Here is a 25,365-nt window from a genome sequence, read left to right on the forward strand (position 1 = left end):
CCGCTGACCTGCCGGAGAGAGCCGCTCGTGGAACCGTCGAAAACTTTGCTGCGCCTGGGAAAGCGCCTCGAGAGCAAGGCTGGCAAGGCGATAGCCGATTACAACATGATCGAGGACGGAGATACGGTCCTCGTCTGCATCTCGGGTGGCAAGGATTCCCACACCCTGCTGTCGCTCCTGATGGCTCTACGCGAGCGGGCGCCGATCGACTTCCGGCTGATTGCCATGAACCTCGACCAGAAGCAGCCCGGCTTTCCGGCCGAGGTCCTGCCGGCGTATCTGGCGCAGATCGGCATCGACTACCGGATCGTCGAGCAGGACACCTACTCGGTGGTGCGAGCGAAGCTGCCGCCGGGCAAGACCAGTTGCTCGCTGTGCTCGCGCCTGCGCCGGGGCGTCATCTATCGGATTGCCAAGGAACTGGGGGCAAGCAAGATCGCGCTCGGCCACCATCGCGACGACATCGTGCACACTCTTTTTCTCAACCTCCTCTTCGGCGGTCGGCTGAAGGCCATGCCGCCGAAGCTGGTCACCGATGATGGCGCGCATGTCGTCATTCGACCACTCGCCTATTGTGCGGAAGCCGACATCGCGCGCTACGCTCGCGGCATGGCTTTCCCGATCATTCCCTGCAACCTCTGCGGTGCGCAGGACAACCTGCAACGGGAGAAGGTCCGGGCGATGATGGCTGACTGGGATCGGCGTTTCCCGGGTCGCACCGAGGCGGTTTTTTCGGCCTTGCAGCATGTGGTTCCGTCCCATCTGGCGGACCAGTCGCTGTTCGATTTCAGAGGCTTGCGTCCCGGTGTCGAGTTGGCGGCGCTGGCTGGCGGCGACCCGGTTTTCGATCCACCGGGACCGGTGGGCGGGTGGCCGGCGCCCGATGTCCTGCCGCTCCGGGTGTTGTCGTGACTGGCGGCGGCAGACGGGTGGCGCGTGCGCCAGTGGCGGTACTTCGGAATCGCGGCGGATCCGCTGCGGCAGAAGCGGAATTCGCGCGATGAGCACCAGTGAGACCCATGCTGCTCTGATCCATGCCGCGGTCGCCGGCAGTTCGCGCCTGTTCGAGCGGCTGGGTACCACCGAGGCCACGCATGCCGTCGAGCGCTGCATGAAGCGGATGGTTCGCGGTATCGACGGTTTCCATGGCCGGCAGGTGGGAAGCAAGCGTGATGCACTGAGCGCGCTTTTCGCCAATGCCAACGATGCCTGTCAGGCAGCAATGGCAATGCAGCGCCGGGTCGCCGATCTGCCACCGGTTTCGGGGGTCCAGCTGGCGATTCGCGTCGGTGTGCACCACGGCGCCGTGGTCGAGCACGAAGGCGAGGTCTTTGGTGAAGCGGTGCGTGTCGTCGAGTCGCTGGCAGGTCTCGCCGACGCCGGGCAACTCGTGACCAGCGGCGAAACGCGGGCTTTGCTGACGCCGCAACTGCAGTTGCTGACGCGCCCGCTGGACGGTCGATCGGCCACGGATTTACCCGGCGACGGCCCCGTTTTCGAGGTCATCTGGGTACAACCCAGGGCAGAGCCTCGGCATCCGGCGGTCGACAAACCACAGTCGCCAAGGGAACGGGAACTGCGCTTGTGCATACGCTATGGCCACTACGTCAAGCTGCTCGACCGGCACCGGCCGAGCGTTGCCATGGGTCGCGATGCCGGCTGCGAGATTACGGTGCACAATCGTCGTGCCTCGCGTCACCATGCACGCATCGAGCGCCGCGGAGGCAATTTCGTCCTCATCGACTTGAGCACCAATGGCACCTTCGTCACCGTCAACGGCGAGCAGGAACTGTTCATCCGGCACGAGCAGTTCGTCCTGCGTGGCAGCGGCGTCATCTCGTTCGCAGCCTCGGCGGGCAGTGTCGCCGCAGACGTCGTCGAGTACGAGCATCTGTGAGCGGCCAGGCGCCGCGCGAGGCAGCCGAGCATGCGTTTCCGCGCCTGTTCAGCCGGCGCGTCCGTGGTCAGGCCAGGGTGTGGGCTGGGGTGGGGACTGTTTTCAGGAGGGACGCCCGCGCCCCCAGGCCGGGCTGCGTCGATCGCGGCTCGCGTGGAAAAGGAGTCAGGAGGGTAGCTTGTCGCCCTCGCCGGCGGCGCGACGGGCACCGCTGCGGTGCGGGCAGGCGGGCTTGGTGCACTGGGCGTAGAGATGCAGTGCATGTTCGCGAATGCTGAAGCCACGCTCCTTGGCCACGCGCGCCTGCCGTCGCTCGATCTCGGCATCGTAGAATTCCTCGACCCGACCGCAGTCGATGCAGACGAGATGGTCATGGTGCTGCCCGTGACTGAGTTCGAACACCGCCTTGCCCGACTCGAAGAAGTGGCGTTCGAGCAGTCCTGCCTGCTCGAACTGGGTCAGCACGCGGTAGACGGTGGCCAGACCGATATCCAGGTTGTCGGCGAGCAGCAGGCGGTACACATCCTCGGCGGTCAGATGGCGGACCTCGGTCTTCTCGAACAGGGCGAGGATCCTGAGGCGGGGGGTGGTGGCTTTCAGCCCCATGCTCTTGAGGTCTTCGGGGTTGCTCATCAGCTTACCTTGGTCGGTTTCGGCAAAGGGACAGGGTCTTTTCGAGTATGATATACCGACGAGGGCGGCCGTGCCGCGCCGTTGCAGGTCTGCAGCCGGTCTACACGCGCCTCGGCGACCGCCCGTGGTCCAGCTCCGGGCGTCCGATCTCCTCCATTCATCACGATTCGATCACGACATGATCCTGCCGCGAGTTGCCGTTATGGCCGTTGCCCTATGGACGCTTCCTGGCTGCTCGTCGGTACCGCGCATCGTCAAGGAATACCGGATCGACGTTCAACAGGGCAACGTCCTGACACAGGAGATGGTGGCGCAACTGCGCCCCGGGCTGTCGCGTGACCAGGTGCGCTTCGTGCTCGGCACGCCGCTGCTGATGGACATGTTTCACGCCAACCGCTGGGACTACTTCTATTCGCTGCAGAAGGGACGTTCGGGCGAGATCGAAACGCGGCGGCTGTCGGTCTACTTCGACACGGACGGCAAGCTGGTCCGCGTCAGCGGCGATGTCGCAGCGGCGGAACCCGGGGTGGCGGAACCGGTGTCGGAGACCCGCAATCGCGAGATCGACCTCGGTTCGCTGCCGGAGGACGGCAGTGCGGTCATGCCGCCGCCCGACGAGAAGGGCTTCTTTGATCGCATGATGGAAACGGTGGGGTTCTGACATGAAGGAACTGAGGATCGCGGTCGCCGGGGCGGGTGGCCGCATGGGCCGGACCGTGCTTGAGGCGACGCTGCGTGACGGCGCGGCGAGCCTCGTGGCGGCGCTCGACCTGCCTGGCGCCAGTGTGCAGGGGAAGGATGCCGGCGAACTGGTCGGCATGCCGTGCGGCGTGCCGGTCAGCAGTGATCACGATGCCGGTATCGCGCTGGCTGGCTGCCTGATCGATTTCACCCGCCCTGAAGCCAGCCTCGGTCATCTGGAAAGCTGCCGCCGACACGGGGTGGCGATGGTCATTGGCACGACCGGGTTCGACGCCGCCGGCAAACGGGCGATCAGGGCTGCCGCCGACGAGATTCCGATCGTCTTTGCGCCGAACATGAGTGTCGGCGTCAACCTCGTTTTCCGCTTGCTCGACGTTGCGGCGCGGATTCTCGCCGATGGCTACGATGTTGAGATCGTCGAGGCACACCATCGGCACAAGATCGACGCGCCGTCCGGGACGGCGTTGCGCATGGGGGAAGTGGTGGCCGAGGCGCTTGGACGTGACCTCGCCACCTGCGCCGTCTATGATCGCCAGGGTGTCAGCGGTGAGCGTGCGGCGGCGAGCATCGGCTTTGCGACGGTGCGCGGCGGCGACATCGTTGGCGATCATCAGGTCATGTTCTGTGGTCTCGGGGAACGCGTCGAGATCGGCCACAAGGCGAGCAGCCGCATGCCCTACGCGCTCGGGAGTCTGCGTGCGGCACGTTTTCTGGCGCAGCGGAAGAGCGGGTTGTTCGACATGCAGGACGTGCTCGGTTTGCGCTGATGGTCTGCCGACGCCATCCAGGCGTCGCCAACGGTCGGCCGCAGAGGCTGCAGCGCTTGGCAGATGCACTGTCCCCGGTGGTCTGATCGCCCCAAGAGCGATCGCCTCCGGTATAATCTTCGGGCTGGCGAGGATCCGAGCGGGAGGGCTGAATGCCTGTCCCGCTTTTGCGTATCTACGGCCCGGACCGGCGGCGCGTTCAACAGCTTCCACAGGAGTCTTTCGTGTCCTTGCTACCCACTCTGCCGCCGGCGATTCTCGCCCTGGCTGACGGCACGATCTTCAGGGGTCTGGCGATCGGTGCTGCGGGCAGCGCCAGCGGCGAAGTCGTCTTCAACACGGCGATGTCGGGGTATCAGGAAATCCTTACCGATCCCTCATATTGCCGCCAGATCGTCACGCTTACCTATCCGCATATCGGCAATGTCGGCTGCAATGCGGAAGACTTCGAGTCGCGGGCGAACTACGCTGCCGGTCTGGTCATCCGTGACCTGCCGCCGCGGGCCGCCAGCTGGCGTCTGCAGCAGACACTGCCGGACTACCTGCAGCAGCATGGAATCGTTGCCATCAGCGGTATCGATACGCGCAAGCTGACCCGCATCCTGCGCGAGCAGGGAGCGCAGGCTGGCTGCATCATGGCGGTGACGGTCGACGAACAGCTTGCGCTGCGGGAGGCACGGGCGTTTCCGGGCCTGGCGGGAATGGATCTGGCCCGCGTCGTCAGTGTGCGTGCAGCCTATGCCTGGACCGGTGGCGCCTGGGGCCTCGGCGGTTACCGCGAGGCGCCAGGGCCCGTGCTGCACGTCGTCGCCTACGACTACGGCGTCAAGCACAACATCCTGCGCATGCTGGCTGCCCGCGGCTGCCGGGTGACCGTCGTGCCGGCGCAGACGAGCGCTGCCGATGTCCTCGCGCTGCGGCCCGACGGGGTGTTCCTGTCGAACGGTCCGGGCGATCCGGAGCCCTGCGACTACGCGATCGACGCGATTCGCGAGCTGCTTGCCCGGCGTGTGCCGACCTTCGGCATTTGTCTCGGCCACCAGCTGCTGGCGCTGGCCTCGGGCGCGAGGACGATGAAGATGAAGTTCGGGCACCACGGCGCCAACCACCCGGTGAAGGATCTGCACACCGGACAGGTTCTGATCACCAGCCAGAACCACGGCTTCGCGGTCGACGCGGACAGCCTGCCGGCCAACCTGCTGCGCACTCATGTGTCGCTTTTCGATGGCTCACTGCAGGGCGTTGCGCGTTCCGACGTGCCGGCCTTCTCCTTTCAGGGCCATCCTGAGGCGAGTCCGGGGCCGCACGACATCGCCTGCCTGTTCGACCGCTTTGTCCAGATGATGCAAGACGAGAAGAAGCAAGATGCCCAAGCGCACAGACATTGAAAGCATCCTGATCATCGGTGCCGGGCCGATCGTCATCGGTCAGGCCTGCGAGTTCGATTACTCGGGGGCGCAGGCATGCAAGGCTCTGCGCGAGGAGGGGTATCGGGTGATCCTGGTGAACTCCAATCCAGCGACGATCATGACCGATCCGGAAATGGCCGATGTGACCTACATCGAGCCGATCAACTGGCGGGTTCTGGAGAAGATCATCAGCCGCGAGCGGCCGGACGCGCTGCTGCCGACGATGGGTGGCCAGACCGCCCTCAACTGCGCCCTCGATCTCGCCCGGCACCGTATCCTCGAACGTCATTCGGTCGAGATGATCGGCGCCACGCGCGAGGCGATCGACAAGGCGGAGGACCGGGAGAAGTTCAAGGCGGCAATGACGCGCATCGGTCTCGGTTCGGCGCGCTCGGCGGTGGCGCACTCGATGGAGGAGGCGCTGCAGGTGCAGGCGATGATCGGCTATCCGGCGATCATCCGGCCGTCGTTCACCATGGGTGGTTCGGGTGGCGGCATCGCCTACAACCAGGAGGAGTTCATCGAGATCTGCAAGCGCGGCCTGGAGGCCAGCCCGACGCGCGAGCTGCTGATCGAGGAGTCGCTGATCGGCTGGAAGGAGTTCGAGATGGAGGTTGTCCGCGACCGGCGGGACAACTGCATCATCGTCTGCTCGATCGAGAACTTCGACCCGATGGGCGTGCACACCGGCGATTCGATCACCGTCGCACCGGCACAGACGCTGACCGACAAGGAATACCAGATCATGCGCGATGCCTCGATCGCGGTCCTGCGCGAGATCGGCGTCGACACGGGGGGTTCGAACGTGCAGTTCGCCATCTGCCCGGAAGATGGACGGATGATCGTCATCGAGATGAACCCGCGTGTCTCGCGCTCTTCGGCGCTGGCGTCGAAGGCAACCGGCTTCCCGATTGCCAAGGTGGCAGCGAAGCTGGCGGTGGGCTACACGCTGGACGAACTGGCGAACGAGATCACCGGCGGTCGCACCCCCGCATCCTTCGAGCCGTCGATCGACTACGTGGTGACCAAGGTGCCCCGCTTCGCCTTCGAGAAGTTCCCCGAGGCGGACTCACGTCTGACGACGCAGATGAAGTCGGTGGGCGAGGTGATGGCCATCGGCCGCACCTTCCAGGAGTCGCTGCAGAAGGCACTGCGCGGGCTCGAGGTCGGCGTCGACGGCTTCGACGAGAAGAGCGCCGACCGCGAGGAGATCGAGGTTGCCCTCGGCGAGGCGCGTCCCGAGCGCATCTGGTATCTGGCCGACGCCTTCCGGATCGGCATGTCGCTCGACGAAATCCATCGGCTGACGGCGATCGACCCGTGGTTCCTGGCGCAGATCGAGGACCTGTACCGCATGGCCGAGCGGGTTCGCGGCCGCGACCTTGCCTCGCTGTCGCGCGACGAGCTTCTGCATCTCAAACGGTCCGGTTTCTCCGACAAGCGGCTGGCCACCCTGATGCGGACGACGCAGTCGGCCGTCCGCCAGCGCCGCCATGAGTGGCAGATCCGCCCGGTGTTCAAGCGGGTCGATACCTGTGCCGCCGAGTTTGCCACGCATACCGCGTACATGTACTCGACCTATGAGGACGAATGCGAGTCGCAGCCCTCGGACCGGCAGAAGATCATGGTCCTTGGTGGCGGGCCCAACCGCATCGGGCAGGGGATCGAGTTCGATTACTGCTGCGTGCATGCGGCACTGGCGATGCGTGCCGACGGCTACGAGACGATCATGGTGAACTGCAACCCGGAGACCGTATCGACCGACTACGATACCTCCGATCGCCTGTATTTCGAGCCGCTGACGCTCGAGGACGTACTCGAGATCGTTGCCGTCGAGAAGCCGGTCGGGGTGATCGTCCAGTTCGGGGGCCAGACCCCGCTCAAGCTGGCGCGTGATCTCGAGGCCAACGGCGTGCCGATCATCGGCACCAGCCCGGACATGATCGACGCTGCCGAGGATCGCGAGCGGTTTCAGCAGCTGCTGCATGCGCTCGATCTGCGGCAGCCGGCCAACCGGACCGCCCGCAACGAGGCGGAAGCGCTGCGCCTCGCCGCCGAGATCGGCTATCCGCTGGTCGTCCGGCCGTCCTATGTCCTCGGCGGGCGGGCGATGGAGATCGTCCATGAGGAACGTGACCTCGAGCGTTACATGCGGGAAGCCGTCAAGGTGTCGAATGATTCACCGGTGCTCCTCGACCGCTTCCTGAACGATGCCTCGGAGGTCGACGTCGACGCCCTGTGTGATGGCGAGGAGGTACTGATCGGCGGCGTCATGGAGCACATCGAACAGGCCGGGGTGCATTCCGGGGATTCCGCCTGCTCGCTGCCACCCTATACCCTGTCGGCCGAAATGCAGGACGAGTTGCGTCGGCAGACACGCCTTCTGGCCAGGGCGCTCAAGGTCTGCGGGCTGATGAACATCCAGTTTGCCATCCAGAAGGGCGTCGTCTTCGTTCTCGAGGTGAACCCGCGCGCTTCGCGCACCGTTCCATTCGTCTCCAAGGCGACCGGGCTGCCGCTGGCGAAGATCGCCGCCCGTTGCATGGTCGGCAGGTCGCTGGCCAGCCAGGGGCTGACCAAGGAAGTGGTGCCGGACCATTTTTCGGTCAAGGAAGCGGTCTTCCCGTTCATCAAGTTTCGCGGCGTCGATACCATTCTTGGCCCGGAGATGAAGTCGACCGGCGAGGTGATGGGGGTCGGACGCAGCTTTTCCGAGGCGTTCGTCAAGAGCCAGATGGCGGCGAGCGTGCGCTTGCCCAGTTCCGGGCAGGTGTTCATCAGCGTCAAGGATTCGGACAAGTCGAAGGCGGTCAGGATCGCCGGCGAGTTGCAGGCAGCCGGATTCACCCTTCTCGCCACACGCGGCACGGCAGCGGCGATTGCCGCCGCGGGAATCGCCGTGACAACGGTGAACAAGGTGACCGAGGGGCGTCCGCACGTCGTCGACATGATCAAGAACAACGAGATCGTCCTGATCATCAACACCGTCGACGAAAAGCGCAAGGCGATCAGCGACTCGCGCTCGATTCGCACTTCCGGGTTGGCGGCGCGGGTGACGATCTACACCACCATCTGGGGCGCCGAAGCGGCCGTCGCGGGAATCAGGGACCGTGGCGAACTCGTGGTCTACCCGATACAGGAACTGCACGCGCAGCTTCATTAGTCAATCCATGCAACCACCGGCGCCGTGCTGCTCGTGGCCGCGGGCGGCTGGCCATTGTTGGCAGCGAACGATATGAGCAAGATACCCGTAACCGTCAAGGGCGCCGAGCTGTTGCGCGCCGAACTGCATCATCTGAAGACCGTCGAGCGTCCGCGGGCGATCGCCGCCATCGCCGAGGCGCGCTCGCACGGTGATCTCTCGGAGAACGCCGAGTACGATGCGGCCAAGGAAAGACAGGCCTTCATCGAAGGCCGCATCAAGGAGTTCGAGGGCAAGCTCGCCAACGCCCAGATCATCGACCCCAAGCTGCTCGATGCCGATGGGCGCTGCGTCTTTGGCGCAACGCTCGATCTTGAGGACCAGGAGAGCGGTGCCCGGGTGCGCTACCAGATCGTCGGCGAGGACGAGGCCGACATCAAGGGGGGCAAGATCTCGATCAACTCGCCGATCGCGCGGGCACTGATCGGCAAGTTCGCTGGCGACATCGCCGAGGTGCAGGCGCCGGGCGGTGTGCGCGAATACGAAGTGATCGACGTTCGCTACGAATGAGTGCAGGCATGCGCCGCATCGCCGAAATTCTTCATGGCGTGGCCCTGACCCTTTGGGTCGGCGGCCTGTGGTCGATCGGCTACCTCGTTGCGCCGACGCTGTTTCATGCCTTGGGCAACGATCGCCAGTTGGCCGGGCAACTCGCCGGCCGGCTGTTCGAACTGATCGGCTGGCTGGGCCTGGGTTGCGGGGCGTACCTGCTCGCCTTCGTGCTCGTCCGCCTGCGCGGCGCCGCCTGGCGGCGCTGGGACTTCTGGCTGCTGCTGCTGATGTTGCTGCTGACCGTCGTCGGCCTGTTCGGCGTCCAGCCCCTGCTGGCGCAGCTCAAGGCCGACGCCCTGCCGCGCGAGGTGATGGCAAGCGTCCTGCGTGACCGATTCGCGGCCTGGCATGGCGTTTCCAGCATCCTCTACCTGCTGCAGAGTCTCCTCGGCCTGCTGCTGGTTGCCGTCACGGCGCGCGGTGTCCGCTAGCTGCCACGTTGGCGAGGCGGGCGCCGGGCTGCGCGCGGGTGGTGGTCGCGCGCAGCCGTCAGTTGCCGCCGCTACCCTGGAACGTGCGCTTGCTGCGCCGCGGCAGGCGTGGCGCCCTTTCGGGCGTGGCAGCCTGTTCCGGGCGTGGCCGCCAGAGCACGAGGAGTTTGCCGATATGCTGCACCGGCGCGGCGGCCAGTCGCTCGCAGAGGCTGGCGAGGAAGTTCTCGCGTTCTTCCCGGTCGCCGTTGTATACCCGCACCTTGATCAGTTCGTGCGCCGCCAGGCTGGCGTCGATTTCCCGCACAACCGGGTCCGAGAGCCCGTTCTGACTGATCGCGACTACCGGTTGCAGGGAGTGGGCACGGGCGCGCAGCGCGCGGCGCTCTGCGGAGTTCAGGGTGAGCATGCGATGTTCCTCTCTGGAGAGTCCATTCTAGCGGGTTTACAGGCATGAAGCGCAGCAGATCGAGCAACGCCTGGTTGCGTGAGCACGTCAGCGACAGTTACGTGCAGCGGGCGCGGGCGGAAGGCTACCGCTCGCGGGCCGCCTACAAGCTCCTGCAGATCGATGACCGGGAGCATCTGATCCGACCTGGCGATCTGGTCGTCGACCTGGGGGCAAGTCCGGGAGGCTGGTCGCAGGTGGTCGCGAAGCGCCAGCAGGGCCGGGGCCGGGTCATCGCGGTCGACATCCTGCCGATGGAGCAGCTGCCCGGAGTCATCTTCCTGCCGGGCGACTTTCGCGAAGTGGAAGTTCTCGACCGCCTGCGGCGACTGCTGAAGCACGAGAGAGCGGGACTGGTACTCTGCGACATGTCGCCCAATATCTCGGGCATCAGCCTGTGTGACCAGGCACAGGGCATGCACCTGTCGGAACTGGCTCTCGATTTCGCGAGTCAATGGCTGCAACCGGACGGCTGTCTGCTGGTCAAAGTGTTCCAGGGTCTGGGATTCGACGATTTTCTCCACCGCATGCGGCAGACTTTCAGGCTGGTGTGCCTGCGCAAGCCGGATGCGTCGCGTGATCGCAGTCGGGAGGTGTATCTTCTCGGCCGGGGCCTGCAAGTCTGACGGGAGGCTGGCGGCGCAATGCTTGATCGTCCGGATGGGAATCGGTTTAGAATGCAATTCCGCATCCTTGGCGGGGCGTCTCGGGAACGGCTGTGCGGGCAGGATGAAGAGGTGACGTATTGAATAACATGTTCAAGAATCTGGCAGTCTGGCTGGTGATCGGTCTCGTCCTGATGACCGTCTTCAACCAGTTCAACCATCGCCAAGTGGCCCAGCAGTCGATGGAGTACTCCCAGTTCATCGAGGAGGTGGGCAAGGGAAACATCGCCAAGGTGGTCATCGAGGGGCGCGTGCTCAAGGCAACGACGACCGATGGTCGCAAGTTGACGAGCTACGCGCCACCGGATCTCTGGATGGTCTCTGATCTGCTGAAGCATGGCGTCAAGATCGAGGCCAAGCCGGAGGAAGAGCAGTCGTTCCTGATGAGCATCTTCGTCAGCTGGTTCCCGATGCTGCTGCTGATCGGCGTCTGGATCTTCTTCATGCGCCAGATGCAGGGCGGTGGTCGCGGTGGCGCCTTCTCGTTTGGCAAGAGCAAGGCGCGCCTCCTCGACGAATCGTCCAACACGATCACCTTTGCCGATGTCGCCGGTTGCGACGAGGCGAAGGAGGAGGTCTCGGAACTGGTCGACTTCCTGCGTGACCCGTCGAAGTTCCAGAAGCTTGGTGGGCGCATTCCGAAGGGCGTGCTGCTCGTCGGCAACCCGGGCACCGGCAAGACGCTGCTGGCGAAGGCGATTGCCGGTGAAGCCAAGGTTCCCTTCTTCTCGATTTCCGGCTCGGATTTTGTCGAGATGTTCGTCGGCGTCGGTGCTGCGCGCGTTCGCGACATGTTCGAGAACGCGAAGAAGCACGCGCCATGCATCATCTTCATCGATGAACTGGACGCCGTCGGTCGCCAGCGTGGTGCAGGCCTGGGTGGTGGCAACGACGAGCGCGAGCAGACGCTGAACCAGATGCTCGTCGAGATGGACGGTTTCGAAGGCAGTGTCGGGGTGATCGTCATCGCTGCGACCAACCGACCGGACGTGCTGGACCCGGCGCTGATGCGACCGGGTCGCTTCGATCGCCAGGTGGTCGTCCCGCTGCCCGACATCCGGGGTCGCGAACAGATTCTCGTCGTGCACATGCGCAAGGTGCCGCTGTCACCGGATGTCAAGGCGGACATCATCGCCCGTGGAACCCCCGGTTTTTCGGGGGCCGATCTTGCCAATCTGGTCAATGAGGCAGCGCTTTTCGCCGCGCGCGGCAACAAGCGCCTGGTGGACATGGAGGACTTCGAGAAAGCCAAGGACAAGATCATGATGGGCGCCGAGCGGCGCAGCATGGTGATGAACGAGGACGAAAGGCGCAACACGGCCTACCATGAGGCAGGGCACGCCGTGGTCGCCAAACTCATGCCGAAGTCCGACCCGGTACACAAGGTGACGATCATTCCGCGTGGGCGTGCCCTCGGGCTGACGATGCAGTTGCCGGAGGAGGATCGCTACGCCTACGACCGCGTCTACCTGATGAGCCGGATCGCCGTTCTCTTTGGCGGCCGGATTGCCGAAGAGCTGTTCATGGACCAGATGACGACCGGCGCTTCGAACGACTTCGAGCGCGCGACGCAGATGGCGCGCGACATGGTCACCCGTTACGGCATGTCGGATGCACTGGGTCCGATGGTGTACGGCGAGAACGAAGGCGAGGTCTTCCTCGGACGATCGGTGACGACGCACAAGAACATGTCGGAAGCGACGATGGAAAAGGTCGATCGCGAGATCCGCCGCATCATCGACGAGCAGTACGCCCTCGCGCGCCGTCTGCTCGATGAGCACCGCGACAAGGTCGAGGCGATGGCATCGGCGTTGCTCGAACTCGAGACGATCGACGCCGACCAGATCAATGACATCATGCAGGGCAAGCCGCCGCGTCCGCCAAAGCAGACACAATTGCCGCCGGCCAACAAGAGCGATCACAATGCGCCGGATGCAGCGCCGAGCGCGCCACCGGCGCCCGCCTGAAACGAGGGGGCTTCGCGCTCATTCGGCTGATCGGCTTGGCTGCTGCTGTGCTGCGTTGCGGATCCTTTCGACTCGCCGTCGATCGCCCATTGCTCATGGGCATCGTGAACCTGACGACCGATTCGTTCTCGGGTGATGGCCTTGCCAGCGACACGGCAGCGGCGGTGGCGCAGGCCCAGAGGCAGATCGACGCCGGCGCCGACCTGCTCGACCTCGGCGCCGAGTCATCCCGTCCCGGGGCGCTGCCCGCGACGGCAGAGGACGAGCTGCATCGACTCCTGCCGGTGCTTGCAGCACTCGCCGGTTGTGGCGTGCCGATCTCGGTCGATACCTACAAGCCGGAGGTGATGCGGGCGGCACTGCGGCACGGCGCGTCGATGATCAATGACATCCATGGCTTGCGCACGCCGGGAGCCATGGAGGCGGTGGCAGGGAGCGACTGCGCGATCTGCCTGATGCACATGCAGGGGCAACCGCTGACCATGCAGCAGCAGCCTTCGTACCGCGATGTCGTCGCCGAGGTGCGGGATTTCCTGCGGCAGCGGGTGCAGGCGGCGAGGGAGGCCGGGATCAGCGACGATCGTCTCCTGCTCGACCCGGGCTTCGGCTTCGGCAAGACCCTGCAGCACAACCTCGACTTGCTGCGCGCGCTCGAGCAACTGGCCAGCGACGGCCTGCCTGTTCTGGCGGGCCTTTCGCGCAAGTCGATGCTTGGCGCCATCACCGGGCGCCCGCCCGGCGAGCGCCTTGCGGCCAGCATCGCCGCCGCGGTGCTGGCCGTCGAGCGTGGTGCGCGCGTCCTGCGGGTGCACGACGTGGCCGAAACGCGAGATGCGCTGGCGGTCTGGCAGGCGACGCGCGGCAGTCATGCGCTGGGGTCGGCGGCAGCCTGAGGCGCACCATCCCGGCAATCCCAGGCTTGCCGGGCGACCCACGGTCGCAAGCGCCTGCCGTCCGGGACGGCAGCCGTGGAACAGCATCGCCATGGGCTCCAGCGCCACCGGCAGCGTTTGTGCGCTATTTGGCGGTTCGCCCGGGCGGCCTGTGGGTAGAATGTCATTTGCGTGACGGGTGCCAGTCGGCGCCCGTGCTCATGGGGAGAGAAAGTCGTGACGAGAAAGTATTTTGGCACCGATGGCGTCCGCGGGCGCGTCGGCGAGGCGCCGATCACGCCCGAGTTCGTCATGCGCCTGGGACATGCGGCGGGGCGGGTCCTGGCCGCACGCGACAGTGCGCGCAGCCATGCCAAGCCGGGTGACCGGCCTGCGGTACTGATCGGCAAGGACACCCGGATCTCGGGTTACATGCTGGAGGCGGCGCTCGAAGCCGGGTTTTCCGCTGCCGGGGTCGATGTCTGTCTCGTCGGGCCAATGCCGACGCCGGCGATTGCCTACCTCACTCGCGCGCTGCGCCTGCAGGCGGGTATCGTCATTTCCGCGTCGCACAACCCATACTACGACAACGGGATCAAGTTCTTCGCGGCGAACGGAAGCAAGCTGCCCGATGATCTGGAGCTCGAGATCGAGGCGGCTCTCGACGAGCCGCTGACCTGCGTTCCCTCCGCCGGTCTCGGGCGGGCGCGGCGGATCGACGACGCCGACGGTCGCTACATCGAGTTCTGCAAAGGCACCTTTCCATTCGACATGGACCTGCGCGGACTGAAGATCATCGTCGATTGCGCCAATGGCGCTGCCTATCATCTGGCGCCGCATGTCTTCCATGAGTTGGGGGCAGAAGTCAGCAGCATCGGTACCGAACCGAATGGCCTGAACATCAACCAGGATGTGGGCGCAACCGCTCCGGCCGCCCTGTCGCGGGCGGTCGTGGCGCAGGCGGCCGATCTGGGGATCGCCCTCGATGGTGACGCGGACCGCTTGATCATGGTCGATTCGCAGGGCCAGGTCTACGATGGCGACCAGTTGCTGTTTGCCGTCGTGCGCAGCCGATTGCGGCAAGGTGCGGTTGCCGGAGTCGTCGGCACGCTGATGACCAATCTCGCTCTGGAACACGCATTTGGCGAACTCAAGGTCCCGTTTGCCCGCGCGGCCGTCGGCGACCGCTACGTCATGGACCTGCTGCGGCAGAAGGGCTGGCTTTATGGTGGCGAGAACTCGGGGCACATCCTGTGTCTTGATCGGCACACGACCGGCGATGGCATCGTCTCTGCACTGCAGGTGTTGTGCGCTCTGCGCGAGGAGGGCGGCGACCTGCAGCAACTGCTGGGCTGCCTGCGGCTGTATCCGCAGAAGCTGATCAACGTCGCGTTGAGCAAGGGATTCCCCTGGCACGAGCATCCGCTGATCGCGGCCACGCGCGACGATGTGGAGCGCGAGTTGCAGGGGCGCGGACGGGTCCTGCTGCGCGCCTCCGGAACCGAGCCCCTGTTGCGTGTGATGGTCGAAGGGCAGGAGCCGTTGTTGGTCAGCAGCGCTGCCGAGAAGCTCGCTGCGGCCGTGCGCGAGGCGGTCTCGACGTAGCCTGCTGTCGGCTGCGAGCGTCCCGACGCTGACAGCACGGTCTTCGCTGCCGCGGCGGCGCAGCGATCGCGCGCGCAGCCCCGCCAGCGATCCTCAATAAAGCAGGAAGTCCTGCCGCAACTGCAGCCACGCTTCCTCGTCAGGGCGGCTGAGGGCATCGAGGTCGCCGGGTGTGGCCGTCGGGTCATCGACCCACTGTCGCAGCGCTGGCGAGCCGTTGATCAGGTCGATCGCCAGCCGTTCCATTTCGTACTCGTAGGGAAAATCCCGCCATAGCGGGTAGTCCGGCTGCAATCGCCGCAGCACCTTGAAGGCGAGACTCTGCAAGCGCCAGGGACGGAAGCCTTGGTGCAGGTAGGCGCTGTCGTCGACGTGGATCTGTACACCGTGGCACAGCTGCCCGGCGTGTTTGTGGAAGGTCGGCTCGAACCAGCACTCGCGCAGCCGGCAGCCTTGCAGCCACGCGGGTGCCAGCGAATGCATGCCGGCGATCAGCCGGCGAGCGTCGAGGTCCGGCGCGCCAAACAGCTCCAGCGGGCGGGTCGTGCCGCGACCCTCGGAAAGCGAGCTGCCCTCGAGCATCACCGTGCCGGCATAACAGCGCGCCATCGCCAGGCTGGCGGCGTTCGGGCTCGGGTTGATCCAGCTGCGCTGGCCAGTCGGCCAGCCGTAGCCGGGCGCCGCGTCGGGAGACCAGCCCTGCATCCGGATGACCGTGCAGTCCAGTTCCAGTTCGAACTGGCTGATGAACCAGCAGGCAAGTTCGCCCATCGTCAGGCCATGGCGCATCGGCAGCGGTCCGGCGCCGACGAAGCTCTCCCACCCGGGGCGCAACAACAATCCCTCGACCGGCCGCCCGACGGGGTTCGGGCGGTCCAGGATCCACACTTCCTTGCCATGCGTGGCAGCCGCTTCGAGAACGTAGAGCAGGGTGGTGATGAAGGTGTAGATACGGCAGCCCAGATCCTGCAGGTCGACCAACAGGGTGTCGAAGGTCGACATCATCTGTGACGTCGGACGTCGTACCGTGCCGTACAGGCTGAACACCGGGATGCCGTGTTGCGGGTCGAAGAACTCGGCCGACTCGACCATGTTGTCCTGCTTGTCGCCGCGCAGCCCATGCTGCGGTCCGAAGGCGGCCGTCAGCTGCACGTCGCCCAGCGCTGCCAGCGCGTCGAGCGCATGCGTCATGTCGGCGCTGACCGATGCCGGGTGGGCGAGCAGCGCCAGCCGGCGGCCACGCAGGGGCAGGCGCAGGTCGCTGTCGCCGAGCAGACGGTCGAGGCCGGAGAGGAAGGCTGGCATCAGGAATTCCTTCGGGCAGATCAGCTTGCCGGCGCGAGTTCGAGGCGGAAGCCGTCGCGATGATGAAAATCGGGCAGCTTGGCGGGATGGTGCAGTGCCCAGTAACTGTGGCTGCCGTCGACGACATCGGCCGCTTCGACCACGGCAGCGAGGCCGACCTGCAGGGTCGCCGCGGCGGCATGCGCCGGCAGGGCGGCAGCGGCGATCAGCGCCTCGACTTCGAGGCGGCCGGCAGACAGCCTGGCGCTCAGCCGTGGTGCCGGCGACGACTCGGCCACGGCTACCGGCTGGCGGTAGCCGGCGAACGCGTAGCTGGCCCACTCACCGGACGGCGAGAAATTGAACTCGTGGTACGCCGGCTCGCCCGCGATGCCGATGAAGGCCTCGAAGCAGCTGTGTTCCCACAGCCCATCGGCACGCCCGGGTGCCGTTGGTGGCGGAATCCGCAGGCGCACCATGTCACCGCGCAGCCGGTAGGCCAGCACGAGGTCGCCGCTGGCCGTGCGTGCTGCCCAGGCTTCGACCGATCGGACCACCGGGGCCGGCGTCGCCGGGTGGCAGAGCAGGGTCAGCGGGAATTCGGTGATCGGCATCGGAGATCCCGTGACGGATCGGCAGAAGCCCGGATTCTACTCTCTGTGCGGGCTGTCGCGACGGGTTGGACGCGTGCTCGCAGACCATCGCGGCCGAAGCGGCCTCCTTGCGGCGTCGGCTGCCGACGGCTCATCCGCTGCTGGTCACCCTTCGCCGCTTGCCGCGGTTCCACAGAACATGATGAAGGCCTGGTCGACGATCTGTCGCTCGAGTGCCCGGACGATGAACACCAGCCTGCTCTGCCGGTCGTCGTCCGGCCATTCGGGCAGTGACGTCGCCGGATAGCGCATGTGCTGCACACACTGCACGACACGTGGCCCGACCTCGTCGGCGACGGCGACGAGGCCCTTGACGCGCAGGATGCGGTCACCGCAGGTAGCGAGCAGGACATCGATCGCTTCGGTGAAGTCTGGCCAGTCGAAGGGCTGAGCGAAACGCAGGACGAAGGAATGGACCAGCGCGTCATGGCGATTGACGTCATGCACGTGCAAATCCTGGCGCCAGGTTTCGTGTTCCGCCCTGACCTTCTCCTCGGCCAGCCAGCGCCGGACGTCGGCTGTCTTGCCGGCGGGGTCGTAGAGCCCGCATCCGAGTACCTGCCCGGAATCGATGTGGCCGTGCGCGACCTCGATCTGCGGTGCGCCGGGGTTCGCCCGGCGCAGTCGCCGCGACAGCGTGGCGAGCTCAGCCGGCTCCGCCAGATCACACTTGGTCAGCAACAGGCGATCGGCCATCGCCACCTGCCGCACGGCCTCGAAATGGCGTCCCAGTTGGCGGTTCGCATGGGTCGCGTCGACCGCAGTCACGACGCCATCGATGCGGAAGCGCTCGGCGATGAAGAAATCCTCGATCAGTGTGTACAGTACCGGCGCCGGATCGGCCAGGCCGGTGGTTTCGATCAGGACGCGCGAAAAGGCCGGGATCTCGCGCCGCAGGCGGCGCATGAACAGGTCGCGCAGGCTGCGTGCAAGCTCGCCGCGGACGCTGCAACAGAGGCAGCCGGAATCGAGAACGAGGATGTTGTCGTCGACCTTGTCAACCAGGTGATGGTCGATCGCGACCTCGCCGAATTCGTTGATCAGCACAGCCGCATCGGCCATTGCCGGTTGCCGCAGGAGATGGTTGAGCAAGGTGGTCTTGCCGGCACCGAGGAAGCCGGTCAGGATGGTTACCGGGATCGCCCGCTCGGGCGACGGCGCTGCGCTCACTGCGCGCTGCCCGCGCATTGCGCGCAGCGTCCACGCAGATCGAGTTCGATGCGTGACAGCAGGAATCCCTCCGGCAGCTTGGGGGGTGGCGGCGGTGCGGCGTCGAGGCAGAAGACACGCCCGCAACCGTCGCAGCGGAAATGGGTATGGGCCGAATGCTCGCTGCTGCTGGCGGCGGAAAAACGGAACGTCCGCCGCGTGTCCGCGTTCCGGTGCGCCAGTCCGGTCGCGACCAGCCAGTCGAGTACGCGGTAGAGTGTGACGCGATCGAGCGCCAGGTCGCCGAGGGACTGTTCGATCTCATGGTGGCTGAGTGCGGTCGGTGCCGATCGCAGCAGGCGGAGGACGCGAACGCGGGCCGGCGTGGCGCGGGCGCCGGCGCAGCGAATCAGACGGGCTGCACGCTCGGTCTCACTCTCGCCCGGTTGCTCGCCATTGCGGATGAGGGCAGGTTTCATGACCGGGAATTAGAACATGGCTGCCGGGTATCTGCAACTCGGTTGCAGATACCCGTTGCAGGTGCCCCAGCCATGCATGATCTGGCGTAAGGTGTCGTCCCGTCAGGCGACCAACGGGGGCAGCCTGGCAGCCTGGCAGCCGGCCTGGCCGCCGAGAGGTCAGGACAGCGGCCCGTGCTGTGGCGCGTGCCGTCCTCTTTCCAGCGGCCGGGGGCGGGAACTGCCGCCGCGGCGTCGTTGCCGAAGGAGCAGGGTTCGTGCGCGCGCGATGAGCGTCGTCTGCGGTCGCGCATGGCCCGGGCTAGATCTGGCGCGACACTCTCCGGGGCCGGTTCCGGTCGTCGGTGCCACCCGCTTTATCGTCCTCTTGGAGCGCATCATGAATCGTTGTCAGACACTGAAATGGTTGAACCGCATCTCGGTCTCCATCGTCCCGGAGGAGACGGCTGGTCCCGCAGCGACCAGTGATGACGGTCGGCTCGAAAAATCGCAGGCCGAGTGGGCGACGCTGCTGCCGCTGCCCGCCTACCGTGTCCTCTTCGAAGAGGACACGGAACGTGCCGGAACGAGTCCGCTGAACCACGAGAAGGGCGATGGCACCTTCGTTTGTGCGGCCTGCTGCCTGCCGCTCTTCGACAGCGCGGCGAAGTACGACAGCGGCACCGGCTGGCCCAGCTTCTGGCAGCCGTTGCCTGGCGCGATCGCCACGCGGACCGACTTCAAGCTGATCTACCCGAGAACCGAGTATCACTGCCGCCGCTGCGGCGGGCATCAGGGGCACGTCTTCAGGGATGGTCCGCAGCCGACCGGCAAGCGCTACTGCAACAACGGCGTGGCGCTGCGCTTCGTGCCACGCGGTGAGCAACTGCCGGAACTGCGCACGTGAGCCGCGCCATCGTCGGTGTACTGCTGCTCGTCGTTGCGGGTTCGCTTGCCGCCGCCGATGGGGCTGCCGGCAAGACGTCCGAGGTGCGCACGGCGATCTTTGCTGGTGGATGCTTCTGGTGCAGCGAGGCGGACTTCGAAAAGCTGCCGGGTGTCATCGCCGTCGAGTCCGGCTATACCGCCGGGCGAACGACCAACCCCACCTATGAGCAGGTCAGCGCGGGTGGCACGGGTCATGCCGAGGCGGTGCGCGTCACTTACGACGCGCGGCGGATCAGCTACGTCCAGCTCCTGGACCGTTTCTGGCGCCACATCGATCCGACCGTCAGGAACCGCCAGTTCTGCGATGTCGGTTCGCAGTATCGCAGCGGCATCTACTGGCAGAACGAAGCTGAGCGCAAGGCTGCCGAGAGCAGCCGGGATGCCCTGCTGGCCAGCGGCAAGCTGCCGCGGATCGAAACCGAGCTGGCGGCCGCCTCGACCTTCTATCCGGCCGAGGAGTACCATCAGGACTACTACAGGAAGAACCCCGTGCGCTATTCGTACTATCGGCTGTCCTGTGGGCGGGATGCCCGCCTGAAGCAGATTTGGGGTGATGGCTGAGTATCTCTGGCCCCTTTGCAGCTGCGCTCAGTCGGCCTGACACAGCAGTCCCTTCAGATACTCCCCTTCGCTGAAGCCGAGTCCCACCGGATGGTCGGCGGGCGCCGCCAGGTGGCGCAGGATGCGTGCCTGGCGAGCGGCGGCAACTGCCGCATCGGCGACGATCTCCCGAAAGTGCTGTCGGCTGATTCCCCCCGAGCAGGAATAGGTCATCAGCAGGCCGCCGGCAGTCAGCAGCCGGAAGCCGAATACGTTGATATCCCGGTAGGCGCGCGCAGCGCGTTCCGCATGCGCGGCCGACGGAGCGAACTTCGGTGGGTCGAGGATGATCAGATCGAAGTGCTCGCCGCGACTCTTCAGCAGCCGCAGCTCGTCGAAGACGTCCGCCTCGCGCCATTCGGCGAGGCTGGCGTCGAGTCGCGGGTTGAGGGCGAGGTTTTCCACGGCAGTCGCCAGTGCCGGTGCCGAGGAGTCGATCGACAGCACCTGGCTGGCTCCGCCGGCGAGTGCCTGCAACGAGAAGCCGCCGCTGTAGCAGAAGCAGTTCAGCGTCCGGCGCCCGCTGGCGAGCAGGCGCGCCAGCAGGCGGTTGTCGCGCTGGTCGAGATAGAAGCCGGTCTTGTGGCCGGCGACGACGTCCACCCGCATGCGGACACCATTCTCGACGATGCTCAGCGGGCTGGGCGGCGCCTCGCCGAGCAACCAGCCGGCGACGGGCAGGAGTCCCTCGAGCCGGCGGACGTCCGAGTCCGAGCGCTCGTAGATGCGCGCGCAGCCCGTTGCCCGCTGCAGCGCACGTACCAGCGCCTGTCGCCACTTGTCGGCGCCGGCGGACGTCAGCTGGAGGACGATCGTGTCGCCGTAGCGATCGGCGATGACACCGGGCAGGCCGTCGGACTCGCCATGCAGCAGGCGCAGCCCCTCCTGTTCGCGCAGCTCGGGCAGCAGCAGGCGACGCTCGACTGCCGCCAGCACGCGCCGCTTGAAGAAGGCGTCGTCGACGATTTCCTGCGGGTCGAAAGTCCACACCCGGGCGCGGATCTTCGACTCCGGGCTCCAGGCGGCCCGGGCCAGCGCCCGGCCGTTGGCGGCGACGACCTCGACCGTGTCGCCTGGACGAGCGCGGCCTTCCAGCCGGTCGACCGCGCCGGCGAAAATCCACGGATGCTGGCGGGCAAGCTGGCGATCCTTGCCGGGCAGAAGAACGAGCTGAGGCATGCGGAAGGTGGCCGGTGCGGGTCAGAGGCGAGGCGCGCAGTCTACACCACAGCGGCAGCCAGCGAAGCGCTGTTTCGCCGGCTGCCCTTCTCCCGTGCGATCCGAGGGCAGCCCTTTTTTGAGACCGATCAACGCGGCGTCCGCTCTGCACCACCTATAATCCCCTTCCGACCACCTGCCGAGTCATTTCCAAGCCATGCCACGTGCGCTGCTGTCGAGTCTGCTGATCGTTCTTGCCGTCCCGGCTGTCGCCGACGCCGATGCCATCCCGGCGGCAGCGCTGGCTGCGATCGGCGAGCTCGGTCGGCTCAGTGGTCAGGCGCTGGCCTGCGGCGAGATGGGCAGCGCCGGCCAGGCGAAGCTGCTGATGATCCGGCACGCACCGAAGACGCGGCGCTACGGCGAAGTGTACGAGGAGCGAACCAACCAGGCATTCCTCGCCCAGGGCGGCGACCTGGCTGCCTGTCCGTCGGCCGCCGATTTCGCTGCCCGGCTCGACGACCTGTCGCGGCACCTGCAGTCGCTGCTGCCGGTTGCTCAGCCGGCGACGCCGAAGCCGCAAACGCCATGAGCCGGGGATTCGCCGTCGCGGTCTGCGGCGCGCTTCTCCTGCTCTTCCTCATTGCCCAGCGTGCGGCGGCGGACGATGGCGCGGGCGACGCGCCGGCCGGGTTGCCGGCGCGCTATTTGCTGATGGACGCCAACGGGCGGGCAGTCAGCAACGAGGATTTCCCCGGCCGCCTGCAACTGATCACCTTCGGCTACACGTTCTGCCCGGATGTCTGTCCGACGACGCTCGCCGAGATGGCCGCGGTGCTCGGCGAGCTGGGTTCCGATGCCGAGCGCCTGCAGGCGATCTTCATCAGCGTCGATCCGGAGCGCGACACGGCGAGCATGCTGCGCAGTTACGTCAGCTTCTTCGATCCGCGGATCATCGGGCTCAGCGGCTCGCCAGCTCTCGTCCGGCGTGCCGCAGACCATTTCGCAGTGCGCTACGAACAGGTGCGTGAGCCCGGTGCACCCGCTGATCAGTACGCCGTCGACCATTCGGTCGGGATGTTCCTGCTCTCGGCGGACGGCCGCTATCTGCGCCGCTTCGCCTATGCCACGCCGGCGGCCGAGATCGCCGCACGCATCCGCGAGATCATCGGCGCGAGCCCGCAGCGGCCGGGGCAGCAACGCCAGCCGGCAGCGACCGGCAGGTGAATGCCCGCGGCACGATTCCTTGCCATTGACTGGAGACCCTCCCGATGAAACGCCGCTTCCTCGTCTTCCTTCTGGCCCTTCCTCCATTAGTTGCGCCGGCGGGCGAGCGGCTGTCCTGTCCCGATCCAGCGGCAGCGGTACAGGTCGGCAATTGTCCCGGCGAGGCCGAACTGCGCTACACCTTCAACGGCTTCTGCAGTGACAATCGCCGCATCTATCAGGACGATGCCGCGCTGTGCGCCGACTACGCAGACTATCGGCAGGCGAAGAACGTCGCCCAGTGGGAGTCGGCGGACGGCGCCTTCACCGCCTACCTCGCGTGCGACCCGACGGTCCGGCTGACCGCGGTGCGCGGCGCGCGCATGACCGTGTCACGGCAGGGGCAGATCAGCCGCGTGGCCTGCGACTACGGTGAGGGAATCGTCTTCACGCACCGCACGCGCTTGCAGTGCCGCGTCGAAGGCGACGGCAACTGTTCGAATGGCCAGCAGCGGTGCATCGCCCGGTGTGAGTGAGGAATCGCCGGTGGCGGGGCGGCAAGGGACGAGCGGGCAACGCCGCGGCGCAGGTCGATGCCCGGCCGACGTGTGGCTCACCGGATTCGCCCGGCCATCCAGGGGTGAGTGAACAGAAAAAAAGCGGCGCGGACCCTGCAGGGTGCGCGCCGCGCTGTTTGCGTTCAGCGACCTGTCAGCTCTTCGGCTTCGCCGGAGTGCTCATTTCGGCCTGCCCATCCTTGGCTTTCTCGCCCGGGCAGGCGACCACAGTGGCACTCGACAGAGCCAGAAACAAGGCCATCAGGCCGGCGGCCAACTTGCTCATGAGCGTCTCCTCGTGACTGCCGACATTGGCGCCGATACTGTAGGCCTGTCGGCCGGGAAATTCAACCCCGGGCCGCCAGTGGTTCTCAGCACAGCTTGACGACGATGTTGTCGAGCGCCGCTGCCGCATCGGAGACGCGGTCGGCCGCATTCGACAGGTGGCGGTAGGTTTCGCGCCGCTTGAACATGTGCAGGTAGTCGTCGCCCTGGAAGAGTTCGGCGATCGCGCGGCGGTAGGCCTTCTCCACCGTCCGCTCGGCCTTGCGGGCGGCTGCCGCGTCGCCACCGGCGGCCGCCGGGTCGCTGCCGAGGCGGCCAAAACCGCGCGCCAGCGCTTCCGCACCCTCGCGCAGGTGCATCGCCATCTCGAGGCTGTGCTTGTCCGGCTTCAGACCCAGGACGTCCATCTCGACCACCGTCGACTTGCAGTAATTGACGATGTCGTCGAGCGTCATGATCGCGGCGTGGATGTCCTCGCGGTCGATCGGCGTCGAAAACGCCTCGCTGAGGACGCCGAGGTTGCTCGCCTTGACCCGGTCGGCCTCGTGCTCGTCGGCGCGCACCCGCTGGCTGACTGTCGGGTCGCCGGTTTCCATGAACTCGACGAGCAGGCGGGTGGTTTCGGCGGCGTTGGTGCTCTGTTCGCCGAGCATGCCGAAGAAGTCGGCGACGGTCGGGAAGACGCGTTCGTAGAGCCGGCGAAAGATCGGCTTGTTGGCTTCGCTTGGGTTGGTATCCATGGTTCTCATCTCCTCAGGTGGTTTAGCCGACGATGATCTTGGCTATTGCGTAAATGACGATGGCGGTGATTGCCGATGCGGGGATAGTGTACAACCAAGTCTTGCCGATGTCCTTGGCCTTCTTCCAGCGCACCGCGCGCGGGCGCTCGGAGTAGCCGATGCCCATGATCGAGGTGGCGACGACGTGCGTCGTCGATACCGGAGCGCCGGCGTATGATGCCGAGAGGATCAGCAGCGCCGAAGTGAGCTGCGAATCGAAGGCGTGCAGCGGGCGGACGCGGTAGATGGCGAAGCCGAGCGTACGGACGATCCGCCAGCCACCCGACAGGATGCCGAGGGTGATGGCGATGGCGCAGGCGAGCATCACCCAGAACGGGACCTCGAACTTCGGGATGAAGCCGCCCAGCACGAGGACCAGGGTCAGCATGCCCATGCTCTTCTGCGCGTCGTTGGCGCCGTGCGAGAAGGCGAGGCCGGCGGCGGTGACGAACTGCATCTTGCGCAACTTGTCGTTGGCCGTCGGTTTCGCGCCCGCGAGCAGGCGTCGCCCGGCGCGATGGATCAGGAAGCCGACCCAGAAACCGAGCAGCGGCGAGACGAAGAGCGACACCAGCACCTTCATCACGCCGAGCAGCTTGCCTTCCTGCATCAGCGGCGTCCAGCCCCAGATGACGAACTGCGATCCGGCGGCGGCGACGACGGCACCGGCAACACCGCCGACGAGCGCGTGCGACGAAGAGGAAGGGATGCCGAGCCACCACGTCGCGAGGTTCCAGACGATGGCTCCGAGCAGGCCGCAGAACAGGATCAGGATCGCCGTCTGCTTGTCGAGCGACGACAGGTCGACGAACTTGCCGATCGTGTTGGCGACTGCGGTGCCGCCGAGCAACGGGCCCATGAACTCGAAGAAGCCGACGATGCAGACCGCCTGGATCGGCGTCATCGCGCGCGAGGCGATCACCGTGGCCACGATGTTTGCCGCGTCGTGGAAGCCGTTGGTGTAATCGAAGAACAGCACGATCACCACCGTCGCCACCGCCAGCCAGTAGATTGTTTCCATACGCCCCCTTCCTGTGAAAGCCGGCCCGCAAGGTCCGCTTCATGTAAAAAGTTCGCGGATTATGTGTTACGTCTTCCTCTCCCAGAGGGCTGAGGCGCTCGCTCATCCCGCGAACGG

The 25,365-nt window shown here is 66.1% G+C and carries 27 protein-coding genes; 17 read left to right on the top strand and 10 right to left on the bottom strand.

What is annotated here, in order from left to right; genetic code table 11:
* The first annotated feature begins 27 nt into the window (after positions 1-27).
* Both ttcA and NFW30_RS15495 read left to right on the top strand, forming a co-directional pair.
* Positions 28-912: a tRNA 2-thiocytidine(32) synthetase TtcA gene (ttcA, locus tag NFW30_RS15490; RefSeq protein WP_295357405.1), complete on the top strand. Its 885-nt coding sequence runs from the start codon at positions 28-30 to the stop codon at positions 910-912.
* Positions 913-1,000: 88 nt separating this feature from the next.
* Positions 1,001-1,897, top strand: coding sequence for an adenylate/guanylate cyclase domain-containing protein (locus NFW30_RS15495; RefSeq protein WP_295357407.1), 897 nt, complete (start codon positions 1,001-1,003; stop codon positions 1,895-1,897).
* 165 nt (positions 1,898-2,062) lie between these two features.
* Here NFW30_RS15495 and fur read toward each other — a convergent pair whose 3' ends face one another.
* Positions 2,063-2,530, bottom strand: a complete 468-nt coding sequence (gene fur / locus NFW30_RS15500) for a ferric iron uptake transcriptional regulator (protein WP_295357409.1) — start codon at positions 2,528-2,530, stop codon at positions 2,063-2,065.
* Between the two features lie 178 nt (positions 2,531-2,708).
* Here fur and NFW30_RS15505 point away from each other — a divergent pair, with 178 nt between their 5' ends.
* From NFW30_RS15505 to NFW30_RS15530, 6 genes are all read left to right on the top strand, one after another.
* Positions 2,709-3,191, top strand: a complete 483-nt coding sequence (locus NFW30_RS15505) for an outer membrane protein assembly factor BamE (RefSeq protein WP_295357411.1) — start codon at positions 2,709-2,711, stop codon at positions 3,189-3,191.
* A 1-nt stretch (position 3,192) separates the two neighbouring features.
* Positions 3,193-3,999 carry a 4-hydroxy-tetrahydrodipicolinate reductase gene (gene dapB / locus NFW30_RS15510; RefSeq protein WP_295357414.1) on the top strand — a complete coding sequence of 269 codons (807 nt, stop codon included), beginning with the start codon at positions 3,193-3,195 and terminating at the stop codon, positions 3,997-3,999.
* Between the two features lie 230 nt (positions 4,000-4,229).
* On the top strand, positions 4,230-5,387 hold the full coding sequence (gene carA / locus NFW30_RS15515) for a glutamine-hydrolyzing carbamoyl-phosphate synthase small subunit (RefSeq protein ID WP_295357478.1): 1,158 nt from the start codon (positions 4,230-4,232) through the stop codon (positions 5,385-5,387).
* On the top strand, positions 5,365-8,571 hold the full coding sequence (gene carB / locus NFW30_RS15520; protein ID WP_295357417.1) for a carbamoyl-phosphate synthase large subunit: 3,207 nt from the start codon (positions 5,365-5,367) through the stop codon (positions 8,569-8,571). The genes carA and carB overlap by 23 nt, the downstream gene beginning before the upstream one ends.
* 72 nt (positions 8,572-8,643) lie before the next feature.
* Positions 8,644-9,120 carry a transcription elongation factor GreA gene (greA, locus tag NFW30_RS15525; RefSeq protein ID WP_295357419.1) on the top strand — a complete coding sequence of 159 codons (477 nt, stop codon included), beginning with the start codon at positions 8,644-8,646 and terminating at the stop codon, positions 9,118-9,120.
* 8 nt (positions 9,121-9,128) lie between these two features.
* The gene (locus tag NFW30_RS15530; RefSeq protein ID WP_295357420.1) at positions 9,129-9,593 is read left to right on the top strand and encodes a DUF4149 domain-containing protein; all 465 of its coding nucleotides are present in this window, start codon (positions 9,129-9,131) and stop codon (positions 9,591-9,593) included.
* A 58-nt stretch (positions 9,594-9,651) separates the two neighbouring features.
* Here the strand turns inward: NFW30_RS15530 and NFW30_RS15535 are convergent, their stop codons facing one another.
* The gene (locus NFW30_RS15535) at positions 9,652-10,002 is read right to left on the bottom strand and encodes a YhbY family RNA-binding protein (protein ID WP_295357423.1); all 351 of its coding nucleotides are present in this window, start codon (positions 10,000-10,002) and stop codon (positions 9,652-9,654) included.
* A gap of 44 nt (positions 10,003-10,046) precedes the next feature.
* On the opposite strand from NFW30_RS15535, the gene NFW30_RS15540 reads away from it, so the two are divergent.
* The 4 genes from NFW30_RS15540 to glmM all read left to right on the top strand — a co-directional run bounded on the left by NFW30_RS15540 (position 10,047) and on the right by glmM (position 15,150).
* Positions 10,047-10,667: an RlmE family RNA methyltransferase gene (locus tag NFW30_RS15540; protein WP_295357426.1), complete on the top strand. Its 621-nt coding sequence runs from the start codon at positions 10,047-10,049 to the stop codon at positions 10,665-10,667.
* Between the two features lie 119 nt (positions 10,668-10,786).
* A complete protein-coding gene (gene ftsH / locus NFW30_RS15545) occupies positions 10,787-12,673 on the top strand; it encodes an ATP-dependent zinc metalloprotease FtsH (RefSeq protein WP_295357429.1) in 1,887 nt (628 codons plus the stop codon).
* A gap of 95 nt (positions 12,674-12,768) precedes the next feature.
* Positions 12,769-13,566 carry a dihydropteroate synthase gene (gene folP / locus NFW30_RS15550; RefSeq protein ID WP_295357432.1) on the top strand — a complete coding sequence of 266 codons (798 nt, stop codon included), beginning with the start codon at positions 12,769-12,771 and terminating at the stop codon, positions 13,564-13,566.
* 216 nt (positions 13,567-13,782) lie between these two features.
* Complete coding sequence (glmM, locus tag NFW30_RS15555; RefSeq protein ID WP_295357434.1) at positions 13,783-15,150, top strand: phosphoglucosamine mutase; 1,368 nt, start codon at positions 13,783-13,785, stop codon at positions 15,148-15,150.
* Positions 15,151-15,243: 93 nt separating this feature from the next.
* Here the strand turns inward: glmM and NFW30_RS15560 are convergent, their stop codons facing one another.
* From NFW30_RS15560 to NFW30_RS15575, 4 genes are all read right to left on the bottom strand, one after another.
* Positions 15,244-16,455: a DUF1343 domain-containing protein gene (locus NFW30_RS15560; protein ID WP_295357437.1), complete on the bottom strand. Its 1,212-nt coding sequence runs from the start codon at positions 16,453-16,455 to the stop codon at positions 15,244-15,246.
* A 20-nt stretch (positions 16,456-16,475) separates the two neighbouring features.
* A complete protein-coding gene (locus tag NFW30_RS15565) occupies positions 16,476-17,048 on the bottom strand; it encodes a DOMON-like domain-containing protein (protein ID WP_295357440.1) in 573 nt (190 codons plus the stop codon).
* 144 nt (positions 17,049-17,192) lie between these two features.
* On the bottom strand, positions 17,193-18,257 hold the full coding sequence (locus tag NFW30_RS15570) for a GTP-binding protein (protein WP_295357442.1): 1,065 nt from the start codon (positions 18,255-18,257) through the stop codon (positions 17,193-17,195).
* A complete protein-coding gene (locus NFW30_RS15575; RefSeq protein ID WP_295357445.1) occupies positions 18,254-18,715 on the bottom strand; it encodes a transcriptional repressor in 462 nt (153 codons plus the stop codon). Before NFW30_RS15575 ends, NFW30_RS15570 begins: the two co-directional genes overlap by 4 nt.
* A gap of 379 nt (positions 18,716-19,094) precedes the next feature.
* Here NFW30_RS15575 and msrB point away from each other — a divergent pair, with 379 nt between their 5' ends.
* Together msrB and msrA are read left to right on the top strand one after the other, a co-directional pair.
* Positions 19,095-19,601 carry a peptide-methionine (R)-S-oxide reductase MsrB gene (gene msrB, locus NFW30_RS15580; protein ID WP_295357448.1) on the top strand — a complete coding sequence of 169 codons (507 nt, stop codon included), beginning with the start codon at positions 19,095-19,097 and terminating at the stop codon, positions 19,599-19,601.
* The gene (msrA, locus tag NFW30_RS15585) at positions 19,598-20,203 is read left to right on the top strand and encodes a peptide-methionine (S)-S-oxide reductase MsrA (protein WP_295357451.1); all 606 of its coding nucleotides are present in this window, start codon (positions 19,598-19,600) and stop codon (positions 20,201-20,203) included. The genes msrB and msrA overlap by 4 nt, the downstream gene beginning before the upstream one ends.
* Before the next feature lie 27 nt (positions 20,204-20,230).
* On the opposite strand, the gene NFW30_RS15590 is transcribed toward msrA, so the two are convergent.
* Positions 20,231-21,421, bottom strand: coding sequence for a class I SAM-dependent methyltransferase (locus tag NFW30_RS15590; RefSeq protein WP_295357455.1), 1,191 nt, complete (start codon positions 21,419-21,421; stop codon positions 20,231-20,233).
* 196 nt (positions 21,422-21,617) lie between these two features.
* On the opposite strand from NFW30_RS15590, the gene NFW30_RS15595 reads away from it, so the two are divergent.
* From NFW30_RS15595 to NFW30_RS15605, 3 genes are read left to right on the top strand one after another with little or no spacing between them, the layout of a single operon-like run.
* Positions 21,618-21,992: a hypothetical protein gene (locus NFW30_RS15595; RefSeq protein ID WP_295357457.1), complete on the top strand. Its 375-nt coding sequence runs from the start codon at positions 21,618-21,620 to the stop codon at positions 21,990-21,992.
* Positions 21,989-22,627, top strand: coding sequence for an SCO family protein (locus NFW30_RS15600; protein ID WP_295357460.1), 639 nt, complete (start codon positions 21,989-21,991; stop codon positions 22,625-22,627). The genes NFW30_RS15595 and NFW30_RS15600 overlap by 4 nt, the downstream gene beginning before the upstream one ends.
* Before the next feature lie 44 nt (positions 22,628-22,671).
* Positions 22,672-23,142, top strand: a complete 471-nt coding sequence (locus NFW30_RS15605; RefSeq protein ID WP_295357462.1) for a hypothetical protein — start codon at positions 22,672-22,674, stop codon at positions 23,140-23,142.
* 175 nt (positions 23,143-23,317) lie between these two features.
* On the opposite strand, the gene NFW30_RS15610 is transcribed toward NFW30_RS15605, so the two are convergent.
* From NFW30_RS15610 to NFW30_RS15620, 3 genes are all read right to left on the bottom strand, one after another.
* Positions 23,318-23,449, bottom strand: a complete 132-nt coding sequence (locus NFW30_RS15610; RefSeq protein ID WP_295357465.1) for a hypothetical protein — start codon at positions 23,447-23,449, stop codon at positions 23,318-23,320.
* An 85-nt stretch (positions 23,450-23,534) separates the two neighbouring features.
* Positions 23,535-24,188 carry a DUF47 family protein gene (locus NFW30_RS15615; protein ID WP_295357468.1) on the bottom strand — a complete coding sequence of 218 codons (654 nt, stop codon included), beginning with the start codon at positions 24,186-24,188 and terminating at the stop codon, positions 23,535-23,537.
* A gap of 22 nt (positions 24,189-24,210) precedes the next feature.
* The gene (locus NFW30_RS15620; RefSeq protein ID WP_295357471.1) at positions 24,211-25,248 is read right to left on the bottom strand and encodes an inorganic phosphate transporter; all 1,038 of its coding nucleotides are present in this window, start codon (positions 25,246-25,248) and stop codon (positions 24,211-24,213) included.
* Positions 25,249-25,365 lie beyond the last annotated feature (117 nt).

Origin of the sequence: Accumulibacter sp., assembly GCF_023806635.1 — a bacterium.
In the GTDB taxonomy this organism is placed as follows: Bacteria; Pseudomonadota; Gammaproteobacteria; order Burkholderiales; family Rhodocyclaceae; genus Accumulibacter.